Consider the following 23,674-nt stretch of genomic DNA (forward strand, 5'->3'; position numbering starts at 1 on the left):
ACTGGGGCGCTCAGGTGGTGGGATGTGTATGCAGACGTAGTCGCGAATGATGATAGCGGTCGAATCTCCTCGCGCTACAAACTGACTGACGTTCACTCCGGTGCGGCCGGCCAGATGGATTACGATGAATAGCTATTTACAGATTACCGAAGATGACCTGACAACACCTATATATCGTTTGCTGACACAATCAATCACTGGCATCTCGGAAAAATAAGGTTGATCAATAAGATCGATGACCTCTTTACGGCTTTGATCGGATCGAATAGCGGTAATTGGTGTTTTCAAATCATCGGCCGCTGCAACATTCAAGGTACGCGTTAGCAAGTCCGCAGTTCTTAGATTTTTCGAAAAAATCATACCGGCGAGTTGACCGCTGTGATCCACCACATAGAAATTGTGCGGGGGATCGTCAGTACCCATCAACTTTACAAGGTGGCTGTAGCTGGCAGAGATCGGCACGATATTCTGAAATGACGGCGTGATCAGGTCATCAAATGCAGTATGTACTGGGTGCGTAGAGACTTGCTCAATGAATGGCTCAATACCGGCAGGGCCAGAATAAATAGACCGCTTATCTAACAGGCGAGCAGTGAAAACAGCGGATACTATGGCTAACAGAACAGGAATCATAATGCCCATAGTATTGTGCGTGAGCTCCAGCAGCAAAACTATGGCGGCCAGAGGCGCTTGCATCGTGGCAGCGAGTAAAGCACCTGCGCCAATTACGGCGTAACTTCCAATAGCCGCTCCAGGCCAGATCAAAGACCACAAATCACCCATTGATCCTCCTAACACCGCTCCATAGGTAATACTGGGTGTGAAAAGGCCACCCGGGGCACCACTTCCAAGACACCCTGCCGTCACCAAGGGTTTTAACACAACAAGAGTAAGCATTAGAAGTAAAGGAAGTTGACTATTAAAAGCAAACTCAGTGACATCCTTTCCATTTCCTAAAAGTTGTGGATAAGGAATGGCTAATATCCCAAGCAGGGTAAACATAAGCAGGGGCGCCCACATAGACCATCCCGACTGAGGCTTATGGATATCCACCCATATGATGAGACGAACAAACAAAACAGACATAACGCCGGCTAATGGTCCAAATAGGAGCGACCAGCACAGTTCTCCGATATGAAACGTATAAATTGGAAGTGTGTACGTGGGCTGGTCAGGAAGAGTGATCCAGGATACTGCAGTAGCAATCAATGCCGTGGTAATGGCGGGCAACAGAAGAGGTAAAGTCACTGAACCCAGCAGGACTTCCAGCGCAAAAAGCGCGCCACCGAGTGGAACATTATAAACCGCTCCCATCCCTGCGCCGGCTCCACAGGCGGCGAGGAAACGCGTCTCTGTCGATGAGAGCCTTCCCCACCGTGAAAGCAGGCTAGCGATTGCCATTCCTACCTGTTTGGGTGCTCCTTCCCTCCCCAGGGAAGCGCCCATGCCGACGATGGTCATAGAAAGTATCGCCTGAGCGATGGTATGCCAAAAATTCACGCTTCCAGATTGAAACCATATAGCGTGAACTACATCGCTATTGGCCCCATGCGACAATCTGCGTAACAGCCAGACTGCAAAGGTAGCTAATACTCCGGCAGAAATTAATACGCCCAAGCGATGTAAGCCGGAGACATGCTCTGCCGCCACCTGAAAATATCCATGTGCGTAGTGGTAGCTGAGATGTTGAACCGTGGAGAGTAGGAACATCAAAAAATCCGCACCCAACCCAGCACCGATACCGGTAAAAACAATAAGCAGCCAAAATTTTGGACTGAAACTAAGGCCGGTTGAATCGAGGGTGTGAACGTGCGGATAAAAAAGTTGCCGCAACATACGAACAAGTTTATTCATTGGCCCAGATGCAACAATGGTTGGTTATTCTTCAGGACTTCGTTAGTCCGATGATACCATTGCGCACTATTATCAAGATTATTCCATCAAAAATAAGGTTCACCCCGACAAAAATACCGACCAGTATCAGTGAACCTTGCGGCCAGGTGACGATAAAAAGCAACGCAATCAACACATCGATAATACCGCTGAAAAAAAACCAGCCACGTCCGACTCCACTCAACACCTTGGGCCGCGTAAAATTACGGTAAGCGTCAATAAAGAAATACAGAATAAAAAGCAAGCCAATGCTGGCGATGCCAGCGGCCGGAAGGGCTACCATAATAGCTCCGGTTATCAGCAAAAGAAGCGGCCTGAGCCAATCCCCAAGCCCATGCGCATGCAGTTGGTAGCTATGAGCTATCCATACTGCGCCACCAAGAATAAGAATCCCCGCCAGGATGCCATCAGTTGCTGCGGAAAGAATCACGGGACTGAGCAAGCCGAAAATGCCGATTACAATCAAGATTAAACCTACCACTAAAGTATATTTTCCGAGATAATGTTGTTCTGACTTGATAATCGTCGTTAAATCTGGTGGTGTTGTGTTCATGATGCCATCCTTTTCTAAATTAATGAACAATTCCTAAATAAGGAGCAACTAGTGTATGTAAGCAACCGAAATTATGATGCTTAAATTTGATATTCAACCATCTCGAAAAATTTTTCTATTTCCTGTACTATTTACAAATGAATCCTACTACCTATGTGATGATATGTCTACGATGAAAAGCCTTATATACGAGGCACATGAAGCAATCCATGGGATGATGCCCAACGAGCTGCATCACCTGATCCGCTGCAACGCCATAATCGTGGTAGATGTCAGAGAAGCGGATGAACTATCTCATGGGAGTATTCCGGGTGCTATAGCAATTCCCCGAGGTATCCTAGAGATGGCCGCTGATCTAAAATTCAGAGGTCACCACAAATTGCTTGCATCTGCACGGCAGATGAAAATCGGTTGCATCTGTGACTGTCCATCTGCAGGTAGATCTTCATTGGCAGCGTTGGCGCTCAAAGAAATGGAATTTGTCGATGTCAGCTATTTAAAGGGAGGGATTCCTCTTTGGGTGGCAGACGGATATAACCTAAATAAAATCCAGACTGATATTTTTAGCGTTAAAAGGAGATGATTATTTTAATTGATGAATTATAAGCCAACTATCAGCTTCAGTTCTGCTACACCATGTCGTGGAATAAAGAAATTTAAATTACTGGTAGATTAAAAAGACAATATTATTGATGCAGTCAAAGGTGGAGAGTTCTGATGCTGGCTTCTACGGAATTGGGACCAACCATAGCCGCTGTTTGACAGGCATGATATTGAAGAATAATAACGATTATATGATTCTTAAAGAGTTTGCTATTGAGGCGTAGTCGGGAAATGTTTTTGATTTTGCACGGCTAGGGATCAGCAATTGTGAATTGCAGCCGCTGATTGATTGGGGTTAGACAGATGATTAGGAAGCATGGACATGCGGTAATTAAAACCATAAACTTCAAATATATGGGAGACATGGTCAACGCTCCACTATGTATGGCTTACCTGATTCTGCTCAAGCTTATTCTCAGATCCATCGCCTAAGATGACGAGGGAGCTCTACTTTCTATTAGAAAAAAAAGTTATTCAATTGTTAACCATGGTGAAACTTTATGATTGCATTGACATTAGGCCAAAATCTTGATTGCATCCTGGCTGGTGTGATCGTAGGGTTTTCCTTGGGACTGATAGGTGGCGGTGGCTCCATTCTGGCGGTTCCGTTGTTGCTCTATTGGGTCGGTGTACACAATCCTCATCTGGTTATCGGTACCACGGCACTGGCTGTGGGTATCAATGCTTTCATCAATCTGATTCCACATGCGCGTGCTGGTAATGTTCGCTGGGCAATCGCTATTCGTTTTACTATCGCGGGTGTTATTGGAGCTTTTGCCGGTGCTGAACTAGGGAAGGCTATCAATGGAAAATATCTATTGATTCTCTTTGCGCTGCTCATGCTTTGGATTGCCTTAACTATGTATCGAACACGAGATAAGCAGCCTGTTGCGCATAAAACATGCGAGCGGCATGCTTGTGTTTATTTTTACGGTGGTGGTACTGGCATTTTGTCTGGATTTTTTGGCATTGGCGGTGGTTTCCTTATTGTTCCTGCACTGATGCGTTCTGGGCGGTTGCCTATTTTGAATGCCGTCGCTTCATCATTGTTAGCTGTGGGGGCCCTTGGTACAGCGACTGCCATCAGTTATTCGCTGAACGGCCTCGTAGACTGGCGTATTGCTGCAGAATACATAGCTGGTGGAATCTTGGGAGGATGGTTGGGGGCACTGAGTGCCAACAAACTGGGACGGCGTAAAGCTGCGTTGAATGATATTTTTATTGGGGTCATAGTTTTGGTCGCTATTTATATGTTATATAAAGAAATAGGATATTTTCAATGAGGCTTATTAATCAACGGGCATCTCGATGTCAATTGGCGCTTGCGATTGGTCAGTTTTCAGCAGGGATCAGCGTCAATATTGTTCATCCAAGACCAGATCAATATTCTGGCATTTCTTGTTATTATTCGAAGAGTTATAGAGCAGCCTTTCACGACATAGTGCGGTAAAATCCTGACGCTGACGGGTGGTTAACCAATAACGCTGGTTAACATTTATGATTCCTAAGTCGGCTGACTGCTCCATTGCTACCCTGATTCTTTATTAGACTTCCCCAAAGATTGCCGAAGTACATCCAGGAGTGCCCGGGTACTGTGACTGCTTTCCTTGCGATACAAAACAGAGAGGTGGTGTGGAATTCGGGGCACCGTTTTCAAAGTCACCAGACCTGGCCGCAGATCACCACCATCACTGAGCGCAGAAACAAAACTGACCCCTAATCCGCAACGCACGGCAGCCCGGATAGCCGCAAGACCGCTGAGCTCATAACGAATTTCCGGGTGAACGCCCGCCGCTTTCAAGGCCTGTAAAGCCTGTTCACGAATGCCTGAACCTTCTTCCCGCCACACCAACACCTCTGTTTCTAATGACAGCAGAGGCACGAGTTTTGGGGCTAACTGAAGCCAGCGTGGCGTTTCGGGAGCCAGCAGGATAATAGTGCTGTCCACCAGCATTTCTTCTTTCCATCCGGAACCTGTGGACAATGCCGGGCTATCTTCCACGAACACCAGATCAGCCTGATCGCGCATTTCCCGGGCCGCCCGGCTATTGGTCGCCACCAGACGCAGGAATACACCCGGATAACGCTGCCGGAATCGCGCGATCACCTGCGGGAGGAGCGTTTCAGCGTTGCTATGACTGGCAAGAATCGACAAAGAACCCCGCAGCAGGTCTTTTCTGTCCTGGCAAAGGACGCGAGCACTTTCCAGCGCGCTTTCAATTTGCTCGGAGATACGCAATAAAGCCATGCCAGTGCTGGTCGGCGTAATGCCCTGCGGATTGCGTTGATAGAGCGGCTCGCCAACAACGTCCTGTAATTGCCGGAGTCGCTGGGAAACGGCAGGCTGGGTCATGAAGAGCGCTTGCGCTGCCGCATGCAGATTCTTGTGGCGCGCAGCCTGCGCCCAGACCAGTAATAACGCGGGATCCAATCGTTCATGCAACATCACCCGTTCCTCCTACGCACCAGGAGCAATCAACCCCCCTGCTGGTGTTCTCCCCAAGAAATCGGCATGGAGTAATTCAGGAGGATTTCATCCTCACCCGGGTCCTGTTTTTTGATAAAGGCGTTGGAAATATGCGCAATTTTCAGGCCGAAACGGGATTGATTGGCAAACTGATAGTCCAGGCTGAGCTCCAGGCGAAACTGGAAGGTCCCATACAACTGCTTCCCACGCCCCTGATGGTATCCCCCCATTGCCAGTACCGGGGTCAGTATCCAGTGATGCCAGGCAATATCCGTGTAAAACCCGGTATAACCCATGAAACCGCCATCGGTGTTGGCAACTATCCCGTAAACAGATCCTATCCCAAATAACTTGGCGCCGGATTGGTATTCCAGATCCATTTCCGGAAGCGTCGCGTTATTTTTGCCGACACCGGGACTGACCCCTGCCGCATTAAACGCACCGAGCCCCATATTGAAGTACGCAGGGCCACCCTGAATAACCCGTATCCCCGCATCCTCAGCCTGGGCCTGAGCAGGCAGTGCGATGAACCCGCCCAGCACCATGCCCGTTACCATTCCTTTACAAACACCTTGCCAATCTTTCATGAATACTCCTTCGTAATCTTAGTTGCCACCGACATCGTGCCCTGACGGATAAACCCTCTCCACAGGCCTGTGCATGAGCGCGCTTGTTGCTTGAAGAAACGGGTCCTACAGGAGCATCCGTCGGAATCCGGGTCCTTTCAATGCTCAAATACCGATAACCGGATAACTTCCAGAAAGGACGCCACCAGATGCCCGTAATGCGTGCGATGCAACACACTTAATGTATGGGGAATACTGGGAACCACCGGAATGAGGCGCACACCGACCAGCTGCTCGGGCGACAGTAATGTCGAGGAGAAACCGATACCAATCCCGTTTCTGACAGCGCTGCGCACCGCCGCCAATCCGCTGAATTCATAATGGATATACGGATAGATTCCCGCTTGTCGAAAGGCGTGGATCACATCCTCCCGGATGCCGGAACCCTCCTCACGCCAGATCAACTTTTCCGATGCCAGATCTTCAAGGGGGATGGCGGTCAACGCCGCCAGCGGATGGGAGACCGGAACCAGTGCCGAAATCTCGGTTTCTATCAAGGTCGTCCGTGTCCACTCAACCGGCTCCCGCACCAGGTCTTCTGCGCTTTCAATCAATATCAGATCCACCTCATCGCGGTGGAGCCAGGCCTGTTGACTGTTCATGGTCGCGGTTCGCACATTGACTGCGGGATACTTCCGGCAGTATTCGCCCACCAAGAGGGGTAACAGATACTCGGCATTCGTGTGACTGGCAGATAAGCGTAAGGTCCCGCGCAACAAATCTTTGGTTTTGTCACGTACGGCCTGGGCTTCCTGCAGGACCGCTTCCATATTCTCCCCTGTTCTCTGGAGAATCCGGCCTATCTCGGTGGGTTCAATACCCCGGGCCGTCCGGTGGTACAGGGGTTCTCCCAACCAGTCTTGCAGCCGTTTGAGCTGGTGGGAGATGGCCGGCTGACTCAAAAACAGGCTCTTGCCTGCGGCCTGCAGATTTCTCAGCTGCGCTACACGCGCCCAAACCAGCAACAACGATGGCTCTATTTTTTGCATAAAACGGTATAACCACGCACTGAGACGTTATCCCCCCACCCGCATCATAAAAACCGGTGCGGAGCGGTCGGGCACGTCCTCAAAATAATGGCGTTCCGGCTTGTCATGCCAGACACCCTGCTGAATCTTCTGCGCAATGTGACGGTCCGCAAGGCCTTCCCGTAATGCCTCACGCAGTTCGAGCCCGGCTTCCTGCCCAAGACAATAGAGTAATCGTCCCGCAGCGTTCACGCGCACCCGATTGCAGGCCGCGCAAAAATTGTGACTCCAGGGCGTAATGAATCCGACCCGCGATGCAAAGCCCGGTACGCGATAGAGACTCGCCGGACCGTCCGTGGGGGAATCCTGCTCGGGCTGTAGCGGACCAAATACGGTTTCTATCAGCGCCTTCGCCTTTTGGGCGGAATAAAAATCACGCTGATAAAGCGTGCTTCCAGCAGAACCCAGGGGCATCAACTCAATGAAACGGATGTCGAGATTCCCGACCAGGGCAAACTCTGCAAGACGCAGCAAATCTTCGCGGGTGCTAGATTGATGCAGGACGACATTGAGCGCGATTTGCGGCACGCCTATTTGTCTGGCCACCTCGATCCCTTCCAGCACGGCGTCCAAATCCCCACCCCGGGTAATGGCTGAGAAGCGTTCCTTGTTGAGGGAGTCCAGGCTGATATTCACTTTACTGAGTCCTGCACGCAGCAAGGATGCACCCTTCCGGGCCAGGAGAACGCCATTGGTGCTGACACTTCTTTTCGCCACACCCGCCGCTTTGGCTTCGGCAATGAGCTCCGGCAACGCCGGAAACAACAAGGGTTCTCCCCCGGTAAATCGGATATGGGAAACACCCAACCCGGCAAAAATACGGATGAGCCGTTTATATTCATTTGCCGTCAGCTGTTCCGGTTTCGGAAACCAGGGTGCACCGCTTTCCGGCGTACAATACTGGCATCGGAAATTACAGTGGTCGGTCACCGAAATACGCACATAGCGAATGCTTCGTTGCCAGGAATCCTCCAGTGTCTGGGGCTTATCCTGCATGGTTTAGCCCCTCCCGATATCCCGCATCTGCAGGCACTTTTTCAGAAATGGACTGCATACCAACAGCTGGCCTTGTCGTGATCCACGCTCCCGTGCACAGATAACTGGCAGGTTCTTTTAATCCTTTCACTATGCGGCTACCACCGTCATTTTACGAACGGGGATGCATTTGCGCATCCACTTCCGCAGCCACCTGGGCAATGCTACGGGCCAGACACGCTTCGGATTCCGTCAATTCCCATTCGCGTTCACTCTCCAGCGACACAGGATGCTCTGCGCAGGAGCCTGATAAATTTTGCCGGGTCTGGCTTTGGTATAAAAAGGCGGCATAATCCAATACCTGATCGTTATCAATGACTTTTACTGCGTCATCCAGAGTAACGGAATCGCATCCGCACAGCTGCTCTGACACCGCCAGGAAAGCCGCATCCAAGGCGCTGTGTAAACGCAACGCCAAGGCCCGTTGTATGGCTTGCTGATGATCAATTTTCTTCATAGTGTCTTCTCCTGTTCAAGATATATCCCATCCAGACTATCTCTCGACCCGCGTCAGCGCCGAAGGTTTGAAATTTTCCGAGGCCAACAGAAACTGCCGGTAATGTTGTCGGACCGACATGAACCGATACAGCGCATAGCCACCGGTGAACCCGGAAATCAGGATAAACAGGGCACCAATAGCGATGACCCATGAATACCCAAAGAACCGAATCAACACCAGTCCCGAAATATTAAAATCCAGCGTCGTCCGTAAAAAAGAATAGAAAGTCCGGCGATTCGCTGCCGCTGTCCGGTCCAACGCGAGCCAATCCCTCAACACCAGCTTACTTTTCGGATAGCGATGAAAATGATGACGATGCGCATCCAGAAACCGGAAATGCCAGCGCTTTGCAGAGGTGGCACGGGGCTGCCCTTTAATCATGCGCATCCCATTTGGCACAGCGTTCTATGTGATCCAAATCCCGACGATGCTGGCGGATGCGCATGAACTGCAGCACCCCCGTTACCAACAGGACAAACGCTACCATAAAACCCAAATAGAGCAGCGTGTCCCAAACACGCCCTCTGAAAACCGCCAGAAAGACAATCGTCGCAATCACCAGCGTCATGAAAGTCTTTATGTAGTCCATGAAGGTGCGTGACCCGGCAAAAAGGGTTCGGTCCATCGCCAACCAATCCCGAAGAATCATTTCTTTTCGGGAATAATCATCATAGGGGAGTTGCCGCAAAATGCCCCCTTACGCGTAGATCTTGCCGGGATAGATGGTGACCCGCGCCTTGTCCGTCCAGGCCTCCTGAATCTTGCCGATACTCTCGTGATCGTCCAGCGTTTCGATGATAATTCGTGCCCAGTGATCCAGATCGGCACTGCGCAGCTTGGGCAGCCGAAGAACGGTCGATGCGAGCCTGGAACCCCATCCAAACTTGGGGCCATTGAGATAAGTGAAGTAGCCCTGAGCGGCACTGTCCTCGCTGGCTTCGCGGACAATGATTTCCCCCAGGCCTTTGCTGCGCAGACGCGCATCGGAGGACAAGGGACTGGCTCCATAACAACTGACGTGAACGATTCGGCACCCGCCGATTTTCACCGCGCTGTGGATCATGCGCCGGGGGATTTCAATATGCACTTCCTCAAAGTCCCCCCGCCTGGCGGGGGGCAGATCGATGCGGCTGCGTCGCTCCTCATGATGAATGCTCACCAGGTTGATGACCGCATCCGCCTGCGACAGCAGGGTGTCCAGCGTGTTGGCATCATATTCCCTGATCTGATGGACATGGACATCGTTGAGTGCCGCAAATGCGGGTTTCAGTGCCCCGGCTTTCCGCGTACTCACCAGTACCCGGCGTTCTTTTTTTGCCAGCTGCTGGACCAGCTTTTGCCCGAGAAAACCGCTCCCGCCCATGACCAGCACATCGTAGGGTCTCACTTCCTGTGTCATCTGCGTAAGCTCCTTCAACATTGCTGCCGACCGTGATAGAGGTTCACCACATGCTGCGCCTCAATAAAGAACAGCCAGCGCTCGACACCAAATCCGGTCAGTACCAATAAAGCCGCCAGTACCGCGAGGGTGGCCACCTGCCCCCAGAGCGCGATGGCCAGCAAAGCCAGCGGCAGGATGATGGCAATGAGATACATCAGTATCTTGATGCTTTTGGCTTTGGCGGGCGGCAGCCGATGTCCAAATTCTTCCGTCAGGAAGGTACCAAAAGTGTGTCCCTGATCCAGAATCCGCACGGAAAAACGATTGAACCCGGTAGCCGTGCGAATGGTCGGTCCGCCAGGGCGACTGATCCAGAAGTAATAAATCCCCTTGAGCACGCCCGTAGCCACGAGTAGGGCCGCCGCAATACCGATCAGCACGGGGTCCGGCTGGCCCGTCGTGATCTGCTGAATCGCGGCTAACCAGGTGGCCCCTATGGCCAGTCCCATCGCGTAAAAGTTAGCGGGAACCAGTGGCGTATTCCATTGCCGCATCGTCCTGAGCACCGCATAAATCATGCCCTGACAGAAAATCGTGATCAAACCGATAAGCGCCGCCAGGTTGGCGAGAATCAATCCGATGGCGTCGTGGGTACCGCCCGTGAAGAAGACCCAGACCAGGTATAAAAAAGCAAAGGGATAGTACATCACCGCGAAAACGCCCTCGCGCGCCAGCCACGAGGTTCTCCATCGGGTAAACGCTCTCCAGGCATTTTTCGGATTCGCCAGATGGGCGGTGGATGACAGCAGCCCGATGGAAACAAAGGCCATGGAAATAATCAGCGCTATCATGGTCTGCAGTGGATTGAGTCCACCGTCAATCTGGAAATCATTGACCAGCGCCGTCAAGGCCATGAGGCCAAAACCACCCCCTGAAAAAAGGGTCAGAAATATCACTGCTAATGCGGGATGCATATGGCTTCTCCTTTACCGGGTAACGGCCTGATGAATCCAGTCTTTGACCTGACGGATTCCCCGTTTTTTGAGATTTTCTATGGGAATGGGCCGGGTTGGACGGGGCGGCAGATACTTGTTACTCGGCTGATAATTCAGCTCCGGCATCAGCTCATACCCGCCTCTTTCCCGGACAGCGCGACTGACCGGGCTCTCCGGATCATCAAAATCACCAAACATGCGTGCGTGGGCCGGACAGGTCAAAACACAGGCCGGTTGTCGCTCTTCTTCCGGAATTTCCATGTCATAGATGCGATCCACGCAAAGCGTGCATTTCTTCATGGTTCCAGAGGCCCTATCCAGTTCCCGGGCTCCGTAAGGACAGGCCCAGGAACAGTAATTGCAGCCCATGCATTTATTTTGATCCACCAGGACAATCCCGTCTTCCGCTCTTTTATAGGAGGCGCCGGTCGGACAAACCGTCACACACTCCGCATTTTCACAATGCATGCAGGACATGGGAAAATTGATGGTTTTGTTGTGCGGATAATCCCCCAGCTCAAAATGCCGTATGCGGTTGAACCACACCCCGGAAGGTTCCGCGCCATAGGGGTGATAGTCGGTCAAAGCGCCCGTGGTCCCACTGGTGTTCCATTCCTTACAGGCAACCGCGCAGGCATGGCAACCTACGCATGTGTCCAAATCGATAACCAATCCTAGTCTCATCCGAGGCCTCCTTAAGATTTCAGGTTGACGGGCGGGTGCGTGTGATAGCGCAAGCGATCCACCGGTCGCGGTTCATCCGCTAACGGCTTGATGGTGGGGAAGGTCGGCCAGGTGCCTTCTTCACCAGGGGCGGCCGGATAAATGCGCACCCGTAAATCATACCAGGCCGCCTGACCGGTGATCGGATCGGAGTTGGTCAAACGCCTTTCACCCGTCTTCTCCGGCAAGAGCTCTGAGATCAGATGGTTCATCAAAAATCCGCGCGTGGCTTCCGGGGCATCGGGCGAGAGTGCCCAGGCCCCGGACTGTTTGCCAATGGCATTCCAGGTCCACACCGTGTCTTCCTGACAGCCTTCGATCAGTTTGACCTGAACCCGAATTTTACCATTATGGCTCTCCACCCATACCCAACTCTGATCGGCAATGCCGAGATGCTCGCCACGCTGGCGATTCATATACAGAAAATTCTGCGCAATGATTTGCCGCAACCAGGCATTCTGGCTATCCCAGGAATGGTACATCATCATGGGCCGTTGATTGACCGCGAAGAAGGGATATTCTTCCGCACTGACCCGTTGTTGTTCCAGGGGTTCGTACCAGAAAGGCAGCGGATCAAAATATTTGGCCAGCCGCTCCCGGTCTGCGGGCTGTGAGGGCCGAGGCCCGTCATAGACCCCTTCTCCGGCCAGGCGGAAACGTTGCAAGGGTTCCGAATAAATCTCGATAAACATCGGCTCGGCCTTCGGAATGTAGGCCGCTTCCACCGCAAAATCCAGGTAGGCCTGATTGACGAACCGGAAATACCGGATATTCAGGGGCAGATGGTGTTGAAAAAAGCTTTGGTGATCGATGTAAGCTTCCCACTGACGCGGGTTGGGTTCACCGCGCAGATGCTGATCCCCATTTTTGCCCCGCCAGCCGGAAAGAAAGCCTATGCCGGGCTCTTTCTGGTAATTGACAATGAAATCCTTGTAATCCTGGTAGCGCTTATCGCCGTTTTCGTGCACAAAGGCGGGAAACTGGAGTCTTCCCGCAAGATCCACCAGCACTTCCTGCCAGGCGCGCACATCACGATTCGTTTTGAGGATGGGGTGGCGAATCGAATCGCATACGGCATCTGTCTCAGAAATCGGACGATCCAGCATGGACAAGGTATCGTAACGCTCCAGATAGGTGGTATCGGGCAAAATCAGATCGGCAAAATTGACCATTTCCGAATGATAGGCGTCCGACACCACGATAAACGGGATGCGATACTCGCCATCCTCTGAATCCTTTGCCACTAACATCTTCTGAATTTCTGCAGTGTTCATGCTGCTGTTCCAGGCCATATTGGCCATAAACAAAATCAGCGTATCAATGCGGTAAGGATCATAGTTGTGGGCATTGGTAATCACCATATGCAGCAAGCCCTGAATGGAAAGGGGCGTTTCCCAGGAGAATGCCTTGTCAATCCGTTTGGGATTCCCTTGCTCATCAATCACCAGATCTTCAGGACCGGTCGGGTAGCCCAGGGGAGATGAGGAAAGCGGCTGGTTGGGCGCGCTGTGTTGCGCCGGCTTGACGGGCGGTGGCACCGGCTTCGGATAGGGCGGCTTCGCGCAAAAACCGCCGGGACAATCAATGGTGCCGAGCAGAATTTGCAGCAGATGAATGGCACGGGCCGACTGAAACCCGTTGGAATGCGCAGAAACTCCGCGCATTGCATACATGGAGACCGGACGGCCGATGAACTTGTCGTGTTTCCGCCCCGTCCAATCCGTCCATTCACAGTCTATTTCAATGGTTTCTTCAAAAGCCACCTGGGCCATCTCCAGGGCGAGACGTTCAATGGTTTCCGCCGGCACACCGGTGATTTTGCTCACCTGTTCCGGAGCATAGGCCTCATCCAGATATTTTTCGATCAGCAAAGACATCACGGTACGAACGGTACGTCCGGCCGGGGTGACCTGTTTATCCAGCAACAATAGGGAAGGATTGGAGCCTGCTTCCATGCCATCCGCGAAATTCTGGGTACACATATCCCACACTTGTGGATGACCGGCGGCATTGCGCCAAAACAGGCCATGATCACTACTTCCCGGTGCATCAATAATCAGAAAAGGCGCATTGGTGTAGCGGATCAGAAAATCCCAGTCGAAGAGTTCTCTTTCCAGCAGGACATGCACCATGGATAAGGCCAATAGTCCATCGGTTCCCGGTTTGATGGCTACCCACTCGTCGGCAATCGCCTGATAGCCCGTGCGTGCGGGATTGATAGCCACAAACTTGGCCCCTCTGCGTTTCAGCTTCTCCAATGCAATTTTAATGGGATTGGATGCATGATCCTCGGCGACACCCCAGAGCATGAAATACTTGGTACGATCCCAGTCGGGATCGCCAAACTCCCAAAAGGCGAAGGGCATCATGTAAAGCCCGCCGGCGGCCATATTGACTGAACAAAACCCACCATGCGCAGCCCAGTTCAACGTGCCAAACTGCTGCGCCCACATGCCTGTCAGCGCCTGCATTTGATCGCGACCGGTAAAAAAAGCCAACTTGTCCGGATTGGTGGAGCGGATATTCTGAAGACGCGCCGTCAACATATCCAAGGCTTTTTCCCAGGAGATGGGGACGAACTCCCCCGCGCCCCGGGCCGTTCCCGGCTTGCGCAGCAACGGCTGACGAAGTTTCGCCGGGGAATTCTGCTTCATGATGCCGGCGGAACCCTTGGCACAGAGCACCCCCTGATTGGTGGGATGATTACGATTCCCCTGAATGAAGCGGACGTTGTCATTTTCAACGGTCACTTTAATGCCACAACGACAGGCACACATATAGCAGGTAGAATACTCGATCCGCTGATTTTTATGGTCTTCAAAGACCGTCACTTGATCCGTCATCATCCTTTACCTCTCGCCATCATTGAAGTTCACCATAAAAGAATCCTGCCGCCTTTACCAATGCAGGTTTTGGATATTGATATTCATGCAGAGAATATCAGTGCGTTTGCACCTTCTGTTCCGAGCGCTCGCCGCGTTCTTCATGCACATAAGCCTGATAATGCTGAAGCTTGCCCAGATAGCGTTGCAATCCGATTCCCCAAATTATCAAACCGGTGGCCAGGCTGACGTATCCCAGTGCCGCCCACAGTTGCGGTCCAAAAAAGCGGATAAAGGTCAGACCCGCCAGAATCAGCGTCAAAGCCGTGCGGGTGTAGGACAAAAGAGTCCGTTCATTCGCCAGAATCGTCCGATCCACGGCAAGCCAGTCCCGTAGAATGAAATCCCGCGATAAAAATTTCTCATAAGGTAACAATGCTTCTCCTTTTGCCGAATCCTATCCAATCATGCGCAAGCCATCTAAGCCCGCCCAATTAAGCCTGTCAAAGTATCCAGTCGATTTTAAGCGTTGGAGCACTTATTCCCGTCCGTCCGGATAATTTTACTGCCCATTGGAAACGTCGGAATACCAATAACTCATTGTAGACAAACCCATCAGCCTTTACCCATGCAGATTTTAGATGTCATTATTCGCTTATAGAATATCACAAAGACGTTCTATTCTTTGGCCATCTCTCGATAGGTACCTCACATAACGGCTTCCAGATATTTCAAAGCGCTTCGCAGTCCGCCTCGGAATGGCCGCACTCAGTGAACATATCAAGACGCTTTGTGGTGCGGATTTATTGTTGTATCGCTCTCCTTTGAAGATTTCGATGCTTTTGAGCCCGCATCTTTCGGAGTCACCGATTTCTTTTCAATCGATCTGCCCTTTTTGTATGGCTGAACCGGTTGACAATACCCGCAGTCATTCTGCTTTTGATAAGCAGTCGGAAAAGGAACACCCGTATGGGTAATAATATCTGCGTACGAGAAATTACCAAAAAGAATAGTAATAACAGCTAACGCTACCGAACTTTTTTTCATGATTAACTCCCTCATCGTCGACATAACAAGCGCCGCACATCTGACTTTCACGTCCAACAGACGCTTATACAACCATTTACAAACTAAATATTCTGCGTCAGAGCGTGGGTTAACACGCCAATAACCGCAACAACAAACAGGCCTATGAGAACGACGCCTACACCGGCAATGGGTGCCGCGTAGAAATGTAGACCAATCCAGACCCAGGAATGGGCATACCGCAAAACCAATGCACCCAATATACCCAGAATCAATAAGATGAAAAGCACATGATACCAGACACACCAACATAAAAACCCACGCCATCCGGCATGAGACATATCGCGCTGCACCGATACCGATTCTTCCCGCGCCCCCTGAATGGTTTTATGTGGTTTTTGTCCGGCACACATTGCGTTTCCTCACATCTCCCTTTACTTCGTACGTTTATAAGCCCTGTCAGCGCAACGGGCCAATGATAAGATCGAATCCTGTTATTCACATCAAGAATAATGCGGTATCACGATTTTGTGTGCGCATCGATCAACGCCAATAATACCGGCATCAGTAACGTAAAAGATGCAGTCGGATCGTTTGGGTGAAAACAGGCTACAAAGAAGAATAGGTTACCCTGAGATCTACGAGAGCAGACAAAATATTCTTCCCATGAATAAGCTGATTAGATAATAGAATTGGCGTTCGTCTTTACAGGTTTTTATTATCCGTTGTGCGTAATAAATAGGTTTTACTCACGACACAACGAGCGGAAACATCATGAAGATATATATGCGATATTTTCCATTTGACGCATATGGTGCGGTCTATTCTATGGCAGTGTTTTGTTACCAAAAGCGCCGTGGTGTTCGTTGAATCCTGTTCATGATCTTGGTGCGGAGGAGTACGAAATGATGAGAAAAAATGTAATCATGCTGGCAGTTGCGGCGGCTTTTATTCTTCCCGGTGCGGCGTTCGCGTCTACGAACAACGTGTTCGCACCGGCAAACAATAAAAACGACAGTGGCCCCATCTTATACGGATATGCCCAAATCACCGGCGGCCAGCAGTGGGGAACATCGACCAATGGATCGCCTACAGGCCCCAATGGTTGGATTGTTGGTGCCAACCGTATTCGCCTGGGTGTCAAGGGCCAGGCTGTTCCAGGTGTCACGTACAACATTGAGGCAGGTTGGGACAATGCTGCACTCAGTGGTATCAGTGGAAATCCGTCCACGCCCAAGGGAAATCTGTTGAACAACGGCCTTGGCAATAACGGAAACGCTTCCATCATTAATGCCTGGATGAACTATGCACCTGTGCCTTTTGCTCAGCTGAAGGTTGGCAAGTTCAAGTTACCGGTGGGTAATGAGTATGTGAGTAAGGCTGGCAACACGTTGCCTTTTGTCTTCCGAAGCATGGCTCAGTCCCTGCTTCCAGGCCGTTCTTTGGGCGCAATGATTCATGCCGATGACGTGATGGGAACGGGAGCGAGTTATGCCGTAGGTTTTGCCGATGACACTTCCCTGGACCCTTACAATGCCTATTACTCCGGCAATAATGCCGCATATTACACCGGAGGTGGTCAGGGTGGGTTCCTTAACGGCAGCGGCAACTACATAGCCTTTGCTCGTCTGGGGTACGACTTCATGGGACCCCTGCTCAAGGCTGAAGTGAGCGGATCCCGAATGAGTCTGGGCGCTGTACCGTCTGCAGGGCTTTCCAAAACTGCTGTATACACCTGGAATGCCGGGATACATGGCGGACTGATGGGAGTTCACTATGCAGCCTCCTACACTAACATGACCTCTGGACGTAGCTTTGGCGTGGGCGGTTACAGCAATAAGGGCATGCTGGCTACTGACTGGAACGTGGGCTTAGGCGTCAATCTGCATCAGATGACCTTGACGCCTTCCTGGTTGGACATTGAGCCTGCGGTACGTTTCGACTCTTTCAGTATCAACGACCACAACGGTTATGACGTCAAGATCGATAACACGACAGTGGGCCTGAACTACTTTGTCAATCCCAACAATCCACACGCTGCAGAGGTGCAGTTGAACTACATCATTCCTACGGCTCGTCAGGGCAATTTTGGTGCCGGAACCATGGGCGGCGTGTTTGGAGCAAATGACGCGCCCATCAACGGTGCGGCCTACAACACCTTAATGTTGCAGTTCCAGGCGGGTTTCTGATCTCCTCCGCAAAAGGATGTAGAGGCCGGCCTGTGCGCCGGTCTCATTAATGCTATTGGCTGATAATTTCTGGTGACTTTCTCCTCCTCGTCCATGAGGGCTTAGCTCTATTTTATATAGAGCTTTTTTTCAGCCCATCATGGTGAATAGTTTTTTACTATTTTTAGGGGCTTCAGGAAATACATATCATACCTGGTTATGTTCCCCCAGCGGGGCCGCAAGTGGACTTTCATGAAGCCGAGATAGGTAATCGGTGCCACATTCCCGGTTCGGAAGTCATGGATAGACTTCTCCGCTTTGCAGCGCAAGGGTTTTTTCGTGGCTTTCATACCCTAAGAAGGGCCAAGGCAATTCCCAACAACCCTACACTCATGAATAGCCATCGCGCCCACCAGCGGATATCCAGAATAGCTGCCGATGCAACGCCCAGGAGGCCGGGCCAGTATGAAAGCCAGATACCTGAGTGACTCATCGCTTTTATCGCGGTAACCGAAAACACCTGTGACCATTGCTGCGCTGCCATGAGGATAAGTGCCACAACCAGTAGCCATGCAGCGAGACTATGACGATGTCCATCGAGAAGAAACAAAGAGAGTCCGGCCATTGTACTGAACAGGAATGTCAAAAATAAAACCCCAAAAAACATCATTTCTCCGTGAACAACCTCAACCCGAGTCATAAGCTCTATCCAATAATAGGCCCTATCCATCTGATACTACCCGCTGTTTCGAGTGCGTCCAATAGTCGATCGTTCTTGCATTATTTCCGGAGTATCCTGTACATTGCCCATGAGCGTTTTTTAGATAAACGTGGGCAATGCTTTTTTTTGCAAAGAGGTTTCCAAAGAGGCAAAGAAGGCCAAATTATTTGAGGTATTTCACAATTTCAGGAGGCATAAAAACATGGCCGAAGTCAAAAAGCGTATTCGTCGTACTGCTGAACAACGTCTGGCAGATCTTGAAAAGAAGCAGGCGGAGATCCTGGAGCGTCAACGGACGGCAATAGCAAAGATAGAGGAGGCAAAGAAAAGGCTGTTGCAGTCGCCGGCGAGCCATAAAGAGGCCTTGGAAAGAGAAAAGCGCTTCAAACGGGCTGCAGCGGTGATGGCACCGGATTGGGATGTACGGCATTATATAGCGGCCCTAGAAAAGGCTTTGCATGAAGATGCTGAAGGGTTGAAAAAACGCGGTGAGGTTTTATTGGAAGAACATGGCAAGGGTCGGCCTGGGCGGCGTCCGAGAAAGGCGAAGAGGTAATAGGAAAAATAGGAAAAGCGCCTTTCTGTTTATAGGCGCTTTTTTGTGTGGATAGCTTAACTACTTGCGGACTAACTTTTTTGAGCTTCAGCATGCAGGGCAGCCCAGGCCGCTTTGCATTTTTGCGAGTACTGATTATTCACGCAGGAAGGTGCGTACTGGCTCATGGTTTCACCGAGAGTGGGTTTTGCTAATTTTGGATGTGTAGGCGCAGCCGTTGGTGCCTTCGTCGATACATGCGTATGCGCTTTTGTCACCACCTTGGCCGGTGTCGGCACACTTGTATCCGCCATCGCGGGTACGCTTATGGCACAAAAAGCGAGAGAAGCAAAAGCAAAAGTAAGAACAATATTGCTGGTATTCGACATAGAACTCTCCTTGATGTTTGCATTTGTAGCCATACAAGGCTGCCATTTTGTTCAGGGGTACGTCAACGATAAACCCAATCTAAACAAAGACTGTAACAAAATTAGTGGTCCTGTTAAAAAGCATTTCCAGAGAACATCACTATTCTCTCGGCAAGGTCCGCATAGTGCAAACACACCTGTGAGTAACCAGACAACGGTTCTTCTGGAAAAAACAATGCCCAGGCATCTGAAGCCCAGCTTTCTGCAGTAGCATGTCTGGCTTTGCCTTGGATCAACTCGCTGAGAACCTCCGACAAGTTCACGGGCAAAAATAACGGCTCATCATTTTCTTCGGTGAATTGAGGGTTTTTCTGAAATCCGTGTTCCTTTAACCAGAAATCGTATTCCTCACCCAAATCACGACAAACGCAACCGCCCATGTCCAGTAATAGGGAAGCGAGCTTTGATTCTTCCAGTTCACACAAAGCGTTCAGGAAGCGACGTTCCCCGGAAAGAATGATTTTGGGGGTTTGTGTGTCCTGAGTTATGGAGTAATTTTGTTCAACATCCTGCAGTTCCTTGGTTCTTTTCTGTCGCTCTGAACGTGAACCGTTCTGGCTTTCCCGCCTTACGGCACGGCATAGTGCCCCCGTATTACCAAAAAACTTGGGGTGCTGCGGAGAGAGATAATGGCGTACAGCAAAATCAGTCGAGCGCCACAATATCCCCAACTTTAGCCAAGCCAAATCATTAAATTCTTCCGCCTGTTCCAACATTTCACCCTCTCGCCTAACGTCGCAACCTGATCCGAGCGAACCGCCAGAATACTTCCATGAAGAGATTTTCGATGGTCTCTGATATGATCAGATCTTTTTGCTTGCTTGCTTAAGTGAGCATTTCGATAAGAATGGGGTGCCACACTGCCATCGGTATTTCCCCGATTTTTCCGGATAGCCGACGCTTATCGACCGTCCTGATCTGATCCAGCAATACCCTGGCCTGCTTGCCCGCAAATTCCAACTCTGGGCGACATCCCAACCGCAGCCCACCACTGGTGAGGGGCGCAACAATAACACGAGGCAAAGCGGCGTTGAGATCGTCTGGTGAGACAATGAGCGCCGGGCGTGTCTTTTTAATTTCCGTGCCGACAGTGGGATCAAGGTTCACCCAATACACCTCGCCACGCTTTACCATGTCCAGTCTTGGGCGTCGTCATCCACGGGCAAGTCGCCCAATGGATCCACTTCCACGCTCGAATCATAACCCTCAAACCATCCAGCACGCAGATCTTGCACTGGTCTTATGAGCAGGGCGTTGCCCTCCATCAGAATGTCAACTTGATCGCCAATTCCGCTGTCGGTTAGAAACACAGATGGAATGAGGATACCTCGTGAATTACCAATTTTCCGAATACTGGTTCGCATGTGTTTTACTCCTAATGAAGTATTGCAACAATGTTATAACAAGGTATTGTGATGGGGCAAGTGTAATCGTTGCCAGCACCACCGATTAAGCCTGAGCGGACACCATTTCTTGAGAAAACAGAGCGCGGAACAGCGGATAAATATCTTCCCGTACCCGGGCCTTGGCGGCAACCATCTCGGGATGATTTTCCGCAATATCTTTGTAGGCCTGGAAAAGATGGGTTTCGTATTCGCGGTTCACCTCCAGATAAAAGAAACGGCGCAGACGCGGGAGTAGCTGGTGCAGGTGTTCCGCCACTACCGCGTTATCCGCGTAGTAATTATCCCCGTCTGAGGCCTGGGCGACGTAGACATTCCAACGGTCGGGCGGAAAACGTTGCTGGATGATATCTTCCACCAGAATAATTGCCGGAGAAACCAGGGTACCGCCGCCCTCCCCTGCCCCAAAAAAAGCTTCTTCCGTACATTCTGTAGCGATGCTGTGATGTTTGATGAACACGATGTGTACGGCCTGATAATGGCGCTGCAGAAAAAGGTAGAGCAGCAGGAAAAACCGCTTGGCCAAGTCTTTTTCCGTTTCGCCCATGCTGCCCGAAACATCCATGACACAAAACATGACCGCCTGGGTGATAGGATGGGGTTGCTGATCGATATGGGCAAAGCGCAGGTCGGTTTCATCAATAAAGGGGACGGCCTTGATTTTGCGCGCCAGGATGGAAATCTGTTCCTCCAGTTTTTTTAGACGTTCCTGTTCCCGTGAAACGCCTTTCTTGCGGGCAATGCGTGTGCTGATTTCCGCCTGCAGTTGGCTGCGGGCTTCTTCAAGCTCTTGAAGCTCGCGGCGTTTGCCGGCCCGTAGCGCCAGACGGCGGGCTCGGGCAGCACGCATGGTGCGGCCGACATGCATGCGAGAGGGGCTGCCGTCCTTGATGAATCCGGCGCGCCGCCATTGTTCCGCCTGGACATCGCCCTGGGCGGTTTTGCGCAAGCGCGGCAAGGCCAATCCGTCAAAAAGCACGTCCAGGAACTCATCGGCGGACAGGACGACGGCGATTTCGTCATTGCCCAGACCATCGGGAGAACCTTCGCGCCCGCCCTCACCCTGTCCGCTTTGTGGCTTCTGGATAGCGTCTCCGCGCTGATATTCCTTGTTACCCGGCAAGACTCTTTCCCAGGAGGTGTTAGTCATATCCGGACGGAAGCTGTGTTCCTGCAAATCGCGGGTCGGCACAGGAATGGTATGCTGGCCTTTGGCCAGGTCTTCTATGGAGCCGGAGCGCGCCATATTTTCCACGGTTTCTTTCAGACGGGCACGCACTCTTCTTTTGAGGCGCTCCTGATTCGCGGTGGACCGGGTTCCGGCGCTGCTACGGTCGATAATGGTGCTCATGATAAACCTCCCTGTGAATGAAGCCTCATGGAGATGGTTTGATTACTTCAGGTGTCGGCGGATTGCATTCAGTCGCCAGCCTGCGAAAACTCGCCCGCGACAACATAAACGCGCCAATCGTTGGCATATCTGGCCCATCTTTTTGGTCAAAAAACACCGATTTTCGGTCAAGGCCAGTAACGATCACTTTTCGGTCATAATCCCGATTATCGGGATGCAGGGTATGGGCCAACAGATAACAGTGATTAATCTGAATGCGCATTTAATCGATCTGTTTCAGTGGCGACAAAATTATCCATGTGTGCGGTAACGGAGGCCCCGAGTTGGGTACCTGCCTGGAAAGCCGCCTCCAGCGCTGCCCGAAGCTCCCACACCGACACGTTATGGAAATCAGCACTATCGGAATGCTGCGTTTGCAAGGTTTCGACCCGCAGATATTTTTGGGCAATGGTGGTCAGCAGAGGTTCAATCTGCGGATGCTTTTTGATCTGTGTAATCACTTTTTCGGCAATCTGTTCCATAAGTCCATCCTGAAAAGAACATGAGAAAATACACACTCTATGAGGATACCATACGCAAAATCCGACACGTTTAAATGCGCTCGTTAAGGTTCAGTAAAAAACAGGCGCAAAAACCATTGACAGGATGAAAAAGCATTCTTAGACTACGGAGCATCACTTTTTTGAGGTTTTTCGATGAACGGACAGCAAAGCGGTTTCATAGCAGGACAACAGGCTTGCAGCCGGCAGGCTTGCAGCCAGCAGACATGCAGCCATACGGGATACTGCGTGGAAAGCTGTGCAGGCTATTGGCTATTGTCTGTGACATCGAAAAATCCATCCACCATGCAATCAGGCTTTAACAGATAACCGGGACCTCATAACGGAGTCCCACGAACAAAGGGGCTCCACCGGAAGCAACAAGAACCGGCAGCCTCGTGGAAAACAGGCTGCCGGTTTTGTTTTAAGTCAGCCACGCTCTTTGAAAATTGAAGACATACTTGTGTGTCCGTCTGTGTTCAGGCGGATGCACACCATAACCCTGTGGAGAGAACCTGCAGGGCTATGGTGTGCAGATATCGCACAGATTTTTGTGTGCGATACACTTTGCCGGTATAGCTCAATCTGGTAGAGCGCTGGTCTCCAAAACCAGATATCGGGGTTCAAATCCCTGTGCCGGTGCCATTTTTTTATTTTTGAGCGGGAAAATAGACTGGTCTTACGCTTAGCTTGGCTTCATACGCCAGGAGACGCCGTTCGAGCCGGAATTCCGCTACCCATTCAATGCCGTTGCCCCGACTGGTAGGGCCTTCTAAAAAATCGTCCATCCACGGAATTCTGCAACGGCGCCCATTCTGGATACACGCGAACGGACCATATTGCCGGGCGGTATTCGAATATCGGTGGTCCCGCCGTGG

Annotated in this window: 28 protein-coding genes and 1 tRNA gene; 5 read left to right on the top strand and 24 right to left on the bottom strand. The window is 51.1% G+C overall.

Translation table 11 applies throughout. The features are described from left to right. Positions 1-132: 132 nt before the first annotated feature. Together GCD22_RS07065 and GCD22_RS07070 are read right to left on the bottom strand one after the other, a co-directional pair. A complete protein-coding gene (locus GCD22_RS07065) occupies positions 133-1,854 on the bottom strand; it encodes a chloride channel protein (RefSeq protein WP_153940530.1) in 1,722 nt (573 codons plus the stop codon). A 31-nt stretch (positions 1,855-1,885) separates the two neighbouring features. Further along, positions 1,886-2,446, bottom strand: a complete 561-nt coding sequence (locus tag GCD22_RS07070; RefSeq protein ID WP_153940531.1) for an HdeD family acid-resistance protein — start codon at positions 2,444-2,446, stop codon at positions 1,886-1,888. A gap of 73 nt (positions 2,447-2,519) precedes the next feature. Here GCD22_RS07070 and GCD22_RS07075 point away from each other — a divergent pair, with 73 nt between their 5' ends. Both GCD22_RS07075 and GCD22_RS07080 read left to right on the top strand, forming a co-directional pair. Beyond that, positions 2,520-3,029 (top strand): rhodanese-like domain-containing protein, encoded by a 510-nt coding sequence (locus GCD22_RS07075; RefSeq protein WP_153940532.1) that lies wholly within the window; start codon positions 2,520-2,522, stop codon positions 3,027-3,029. 520 nt (positions 3,030-3,549) lie between these two features. Next, positions 3,550-4,332 (top strand): sulfite exporter TauE/SafE family protein, encoded by a 783-nt coding sequence (locus GCD22_RS07080; RefSeq protein WP_065980270.1) that lies wholly within the window; start codon positions 3,550-3,552, stop codon positions 4,330-4,332. A 245-nt stretch (positions 4,333-4,577) separates the two neighbouring features. Here the strand turns inward: GCD22_RS07080 and GCD22_RS07085 are convergent, their stop codons facing one another. The 14 genes from GCD22_RS07085 to GCD22_RS07150 form a co-directional block, all read right to left on the bottom strand. Further along, positions 4,578-5,495: a LysR substrate-binding domain-containing protein gene (locus tag GCD22_RS07085; protein WP_081576663.1), complete on the bottom strand. Its 918-nt coding sequence runs from the start codon at positions 5,493-5,495 to the stop codon at positions 4,578-4,580. A gap of 29 nt (positions 5,496-5,524) precedes the next feature. Continuing rightward, positions 5,525-6,103 carry an acyloxyacyl hydrolase gene (locus GCD22_RS07090; protein ID WP_081576664.1) on the bottom strand — a complete coding sequence of 193 codons (579 nt, stop codon included), beginning with the start codon at positions 6,101-6,103 and terminating at the stop codon, positions 5,525-5,527. 137 nt (positions 6,104-6,240) lie between these two features. Beyond that, on the bottom strand, positions 6,241-7,131 hold the full coding sequence (locus GCD22_RS07095) for a LysR family transcriptional regulator (RefSeq protein ID WP_153940533.1): 891 nt from the start codon (positions 7,129-7,131) through the stop codon (positions 6,241-6,243). A gap of 27 nt (positions 7,132-7,158) precedes the next feature. Further along, positions 7,159-8,166: a GTP 3',8-cyclase MoaA gene (gene moaA, locus GCD22_RS07100; RefSeq protein ID WP_031573023.1), complete on the bottom strand. Its 1,008-nt coding sequence runs from the start codon at positions 8,164-8,166 to the stop codon at positions 7,159-7,161. Positions 8,167-8,317: 151 nt separating this feature from the next. Next, positions 8,318-8,662: a hypothetical protein gene (locus GCD22_RS07105; RefSeq protein WP_031573020.1), complete on the bottom strand. Its 345-nt coding sequence runs from the start codon at positions 8,660-8,662 to the stop codon at positions 8,318-8,320. Positions 8,663-8,698: 36 nt separating this feature from the next. Further along, positions 8,699-9,085 (bottom strand): DUF202 domain-containing protein, encoded by a 387-nt coding sequence (locus GCD22_RS07110; RefSeq protein ID WP_080707830.1) that lies wholly within the window; start codon positions 9,083-9,085, stop codon positions 8,699-8,701. Further along, positions 9,078-9,392: a hypothetical protein gene (locus GCD22_RS07115; protein WP_031573015.1), complete on the bottom strand. Its 315-nt coding sequence runs from the start codon at positions 9,390-9,392 to the stop codon at positions 9,078-9,080. The genes GCD22_RS07110 and GCD22_RS07115 overlap by 8 nt, the downstream gene beginning before the upstream one ends. Positions 9,393-9,401: 9 nt before the next feature. Further along, complete coding sequence (locus GCD22_RS07120; RefSeq protein WP_031573013.1) at positions 9,402-10,103, bottom strand: NAD-dependent epimerase/dehydratase family protein; 702 nt, start codon at positions 10,101-10,103, stop codon at positions 9,402-9,404. Between the two features lie 14 nt (positions 10,104-10,117). Beyond that, entirely contained in the window at positions 10,118-11,059 is a 942-nt protein-coding gene (locus GCD22_RS07125) for a dimethyl sulfoxide reductase anchor subunit family protein (RefSeq protein ID WP_031573011.1), read from the bottom strand. A 12-nt stretch (positions 11,060-11,071) separates the two neighbouring features. Then, entirely contained in the window at positions 11,072-11,764 is a 693-nt protein-coding gene (locus tag GCD22_RS07130; RefSeq protein ID WP_024894887.1) for a 4Fe-4S dicluster domain-containing protein, read from the bottom strand. An 11-nt stretch (positions 11,765-11,775) separates the two neighbouring features. Continuing rightward, positions 11,776-14,649 carry a molybdopterin oxidoreductase family protein gene (locus GCD22_RS07135; protein ID WP_244947600.1) on the bottom strand — a complete coding sequence of 958 codons (2,874 nt, stop codon included), beginning with the start codon at positions 14,647-14,649 and terminating at the stop codon, positions 11,776-11,778. A gap of 94 nt (positions 14,650-14,743) precedes the next feature. Further along, on the bottom strand, positions 14,744-15,061 hold the full coding sequence (locus tag GCD22_RS07140; RefSeq protein WP_153940534.1) for a DUF202 domain-containing protein: 318 nt from the start codon (positions 15,059-15,061) through the stop codon (positions 14,744-14,746). 344 nt (positions 15,062-15,405) lie between these two features. After that, positions 15,406-15,672: a hypothetical protein gene (locus GCD22_RS07145; RefSeq protein ID WP_153940535.1), complete on the bottom strand. Its 267-nt coding sequence runs from the start codon at positions 15,670-15,672 to the stop codon at positions 15,406-15,408. Positions 15,673-15,755: 83 nt separating this feature from the next. Then, positions 15,756-16,064: a hypothetical protein gene (locus GCD22_RS07150; protein ID WP_153940536.1), complete on the bottom strand. Its 309-nt coding sequence runs from the start codon at positions 16,062-16,064 to the stop codon at positions 15,756-15,758. Between the two features lie 492 nt (positions 16,065-16,556). On the opposite strand from GCD22_RS07150, the gene GCD22_RS07155 reads away from it, so the two are divergent. Beyond that, complete coding sequence (locus GCD22_RS07155) at positions 16,557-17,840, top strand: porin (protein WP_244947601.1); 1,284 nt, start codon at positions 16,557-16,559, stop codon at positions 17,838-17,840. A gap of 325 nt (positions 17,841-18,165) precedes the next feature. Here the strand turns inward: GCD22_RS07155 and GCD22_RS07160 are convergent, their stop codons facing one another. Beyond that, positions 18,166-18,519, bottom strand: a complete 354-nt coding sequence (locus tag GCD22_RS07160; protein WP_153940537.1) for a hypothetical protein — start codon at positions 18,517-18,519, stop codon at positions 18,166-18,168. A 223-nt stretch (positions 18,520-18,742) separates the two neighbouring features. On the opposite strand from GCD22_RS07160, the gene GCD22_RS07165 reads away from it, so the two are divergent. Beyond that, positions 18,743-19,096, top strand: a complete 354-nt coding sequence (locus GCD22_RS07165; protein ID WP_153940538.1) for a hypothetical protein — start codon at positions 18,743-18,745, stop codon at positions 19,094-19,096. A gap of 71 nt (positions 19,097-19,167) precedes the next feature. Here GCD22_RS07165 and GCD22_RS07170 read toward each other — a convergent pair whose 3' ends face one another. The 7 genes from GCD22_RS07170 to GCD22_RS07200 form a co-directional block, all read right to left on the bottom strand. Beyond that, entirely contained in the window at positions 19,168-19,464 is a 297-nt protein-coding gene (locus tag GCD22_RS07170; RefSeq protein WP_153940539.1) for a hypothetical protein, read from the bottom strand. Positions 19,465-19,577: 113 nt separating this feature from the next. Beyond that, positions 19,578-20,219, bottom strand: coding sequence for a hypothetical protein (locus tag GCD22_RS07175; RefSeq protein ID WP_153940540.1), 642 nt, complete (start codon positions 20,217-20,219; stop codon positions 19,578-19,580). Between the two features lie 109 nt (positions 20,220-20,328). Next, a complete protein-coding gene (locus GCD22_RS07180; protein WP_153940541.1) occupies positions 20,329-20,637 on the bottom strand; it encodes a type II toxin-antitoxin system PemK/MazF family toxin in 309 nt (102 codons plus the stop codon). Beyond that, positions 20,631-20,867 carry an AbrB/MazE/SpoVT family DNA-binding domain-containing protein gene (locus tag GCD22_RS07185; RefSeq protein ID WP_153940542.1) on the bottom strand — a complete coding sequence of 79 codons (237 nt, stop codon included), beginning with the start codon at positions 20,865-20,867 and terminating at the stop codon, positions 20,631-20,633. Before GCD22_RS07185 ends, GCD22_RS07180 begins: the two co-directional genes overlap by 7 nt. An 85-nt stretch (positions 20,868-20,952) precedes the next feature. Further along, entirely contained in the window at positions 20,953-22,257 is a 1,305-nt protein-coding gene (locus tag GCD22_RS07190; RefSeq protein WP_153940543.1) for a YeaH/YhbH family protein, read from the bottom strand. A 25-nt stretch (positions 22,258-22,282) separates the two neighbouring features. Further along, positions 22,283-22,519 (bottom strand): hypothetical protein, encoded by a 237-nt coding sequence (locus GCD22_RS07195; RefSeq protein ID WP_153940544.1) that lies wholly within the window; start codon positions 22,517-22,519, stop codon positions 22,283-22,285. Next, a complete protein-coding gene (locus tag GCD22_RS07200) occupies positions 22,503-22,778 on the bottom strand; it encodes a DUF6900 domain-containing protein (RefSeq protein ID WP_153940545.1) in 276 nt (91 codons plus the stop codon). The genes GCD22_RS07195 and GCD22_RS07200 overlap by 17 nt, the downstream gene beginning before the upstream one ends. Positions 22,779-23,365: 587 nt before the next feature. Here GCD22_RS07200 and GCD22_RS07205 point away from each other — a divergent pair. After that, a tRNA-Trp gene (locus GCD22_RS07205) sits at positions 23,366-23,441 on the top strand. Positions 23,442-23,674: the final 233 nt, after the last annotated feature.

This window comes from Acidithiobacillus thiooxidans ATCC 19377 (assembly GCF_009662475.1).
In the GTDB taxonomy this organism is placed as follows: Bacteria; Pseudomonadota; Gammaproteobacteria; order Acidithiobacillales; family Acidithiobacillaceae; genus Acidithiobacillus; species Acidithiobacillus thiooxidans.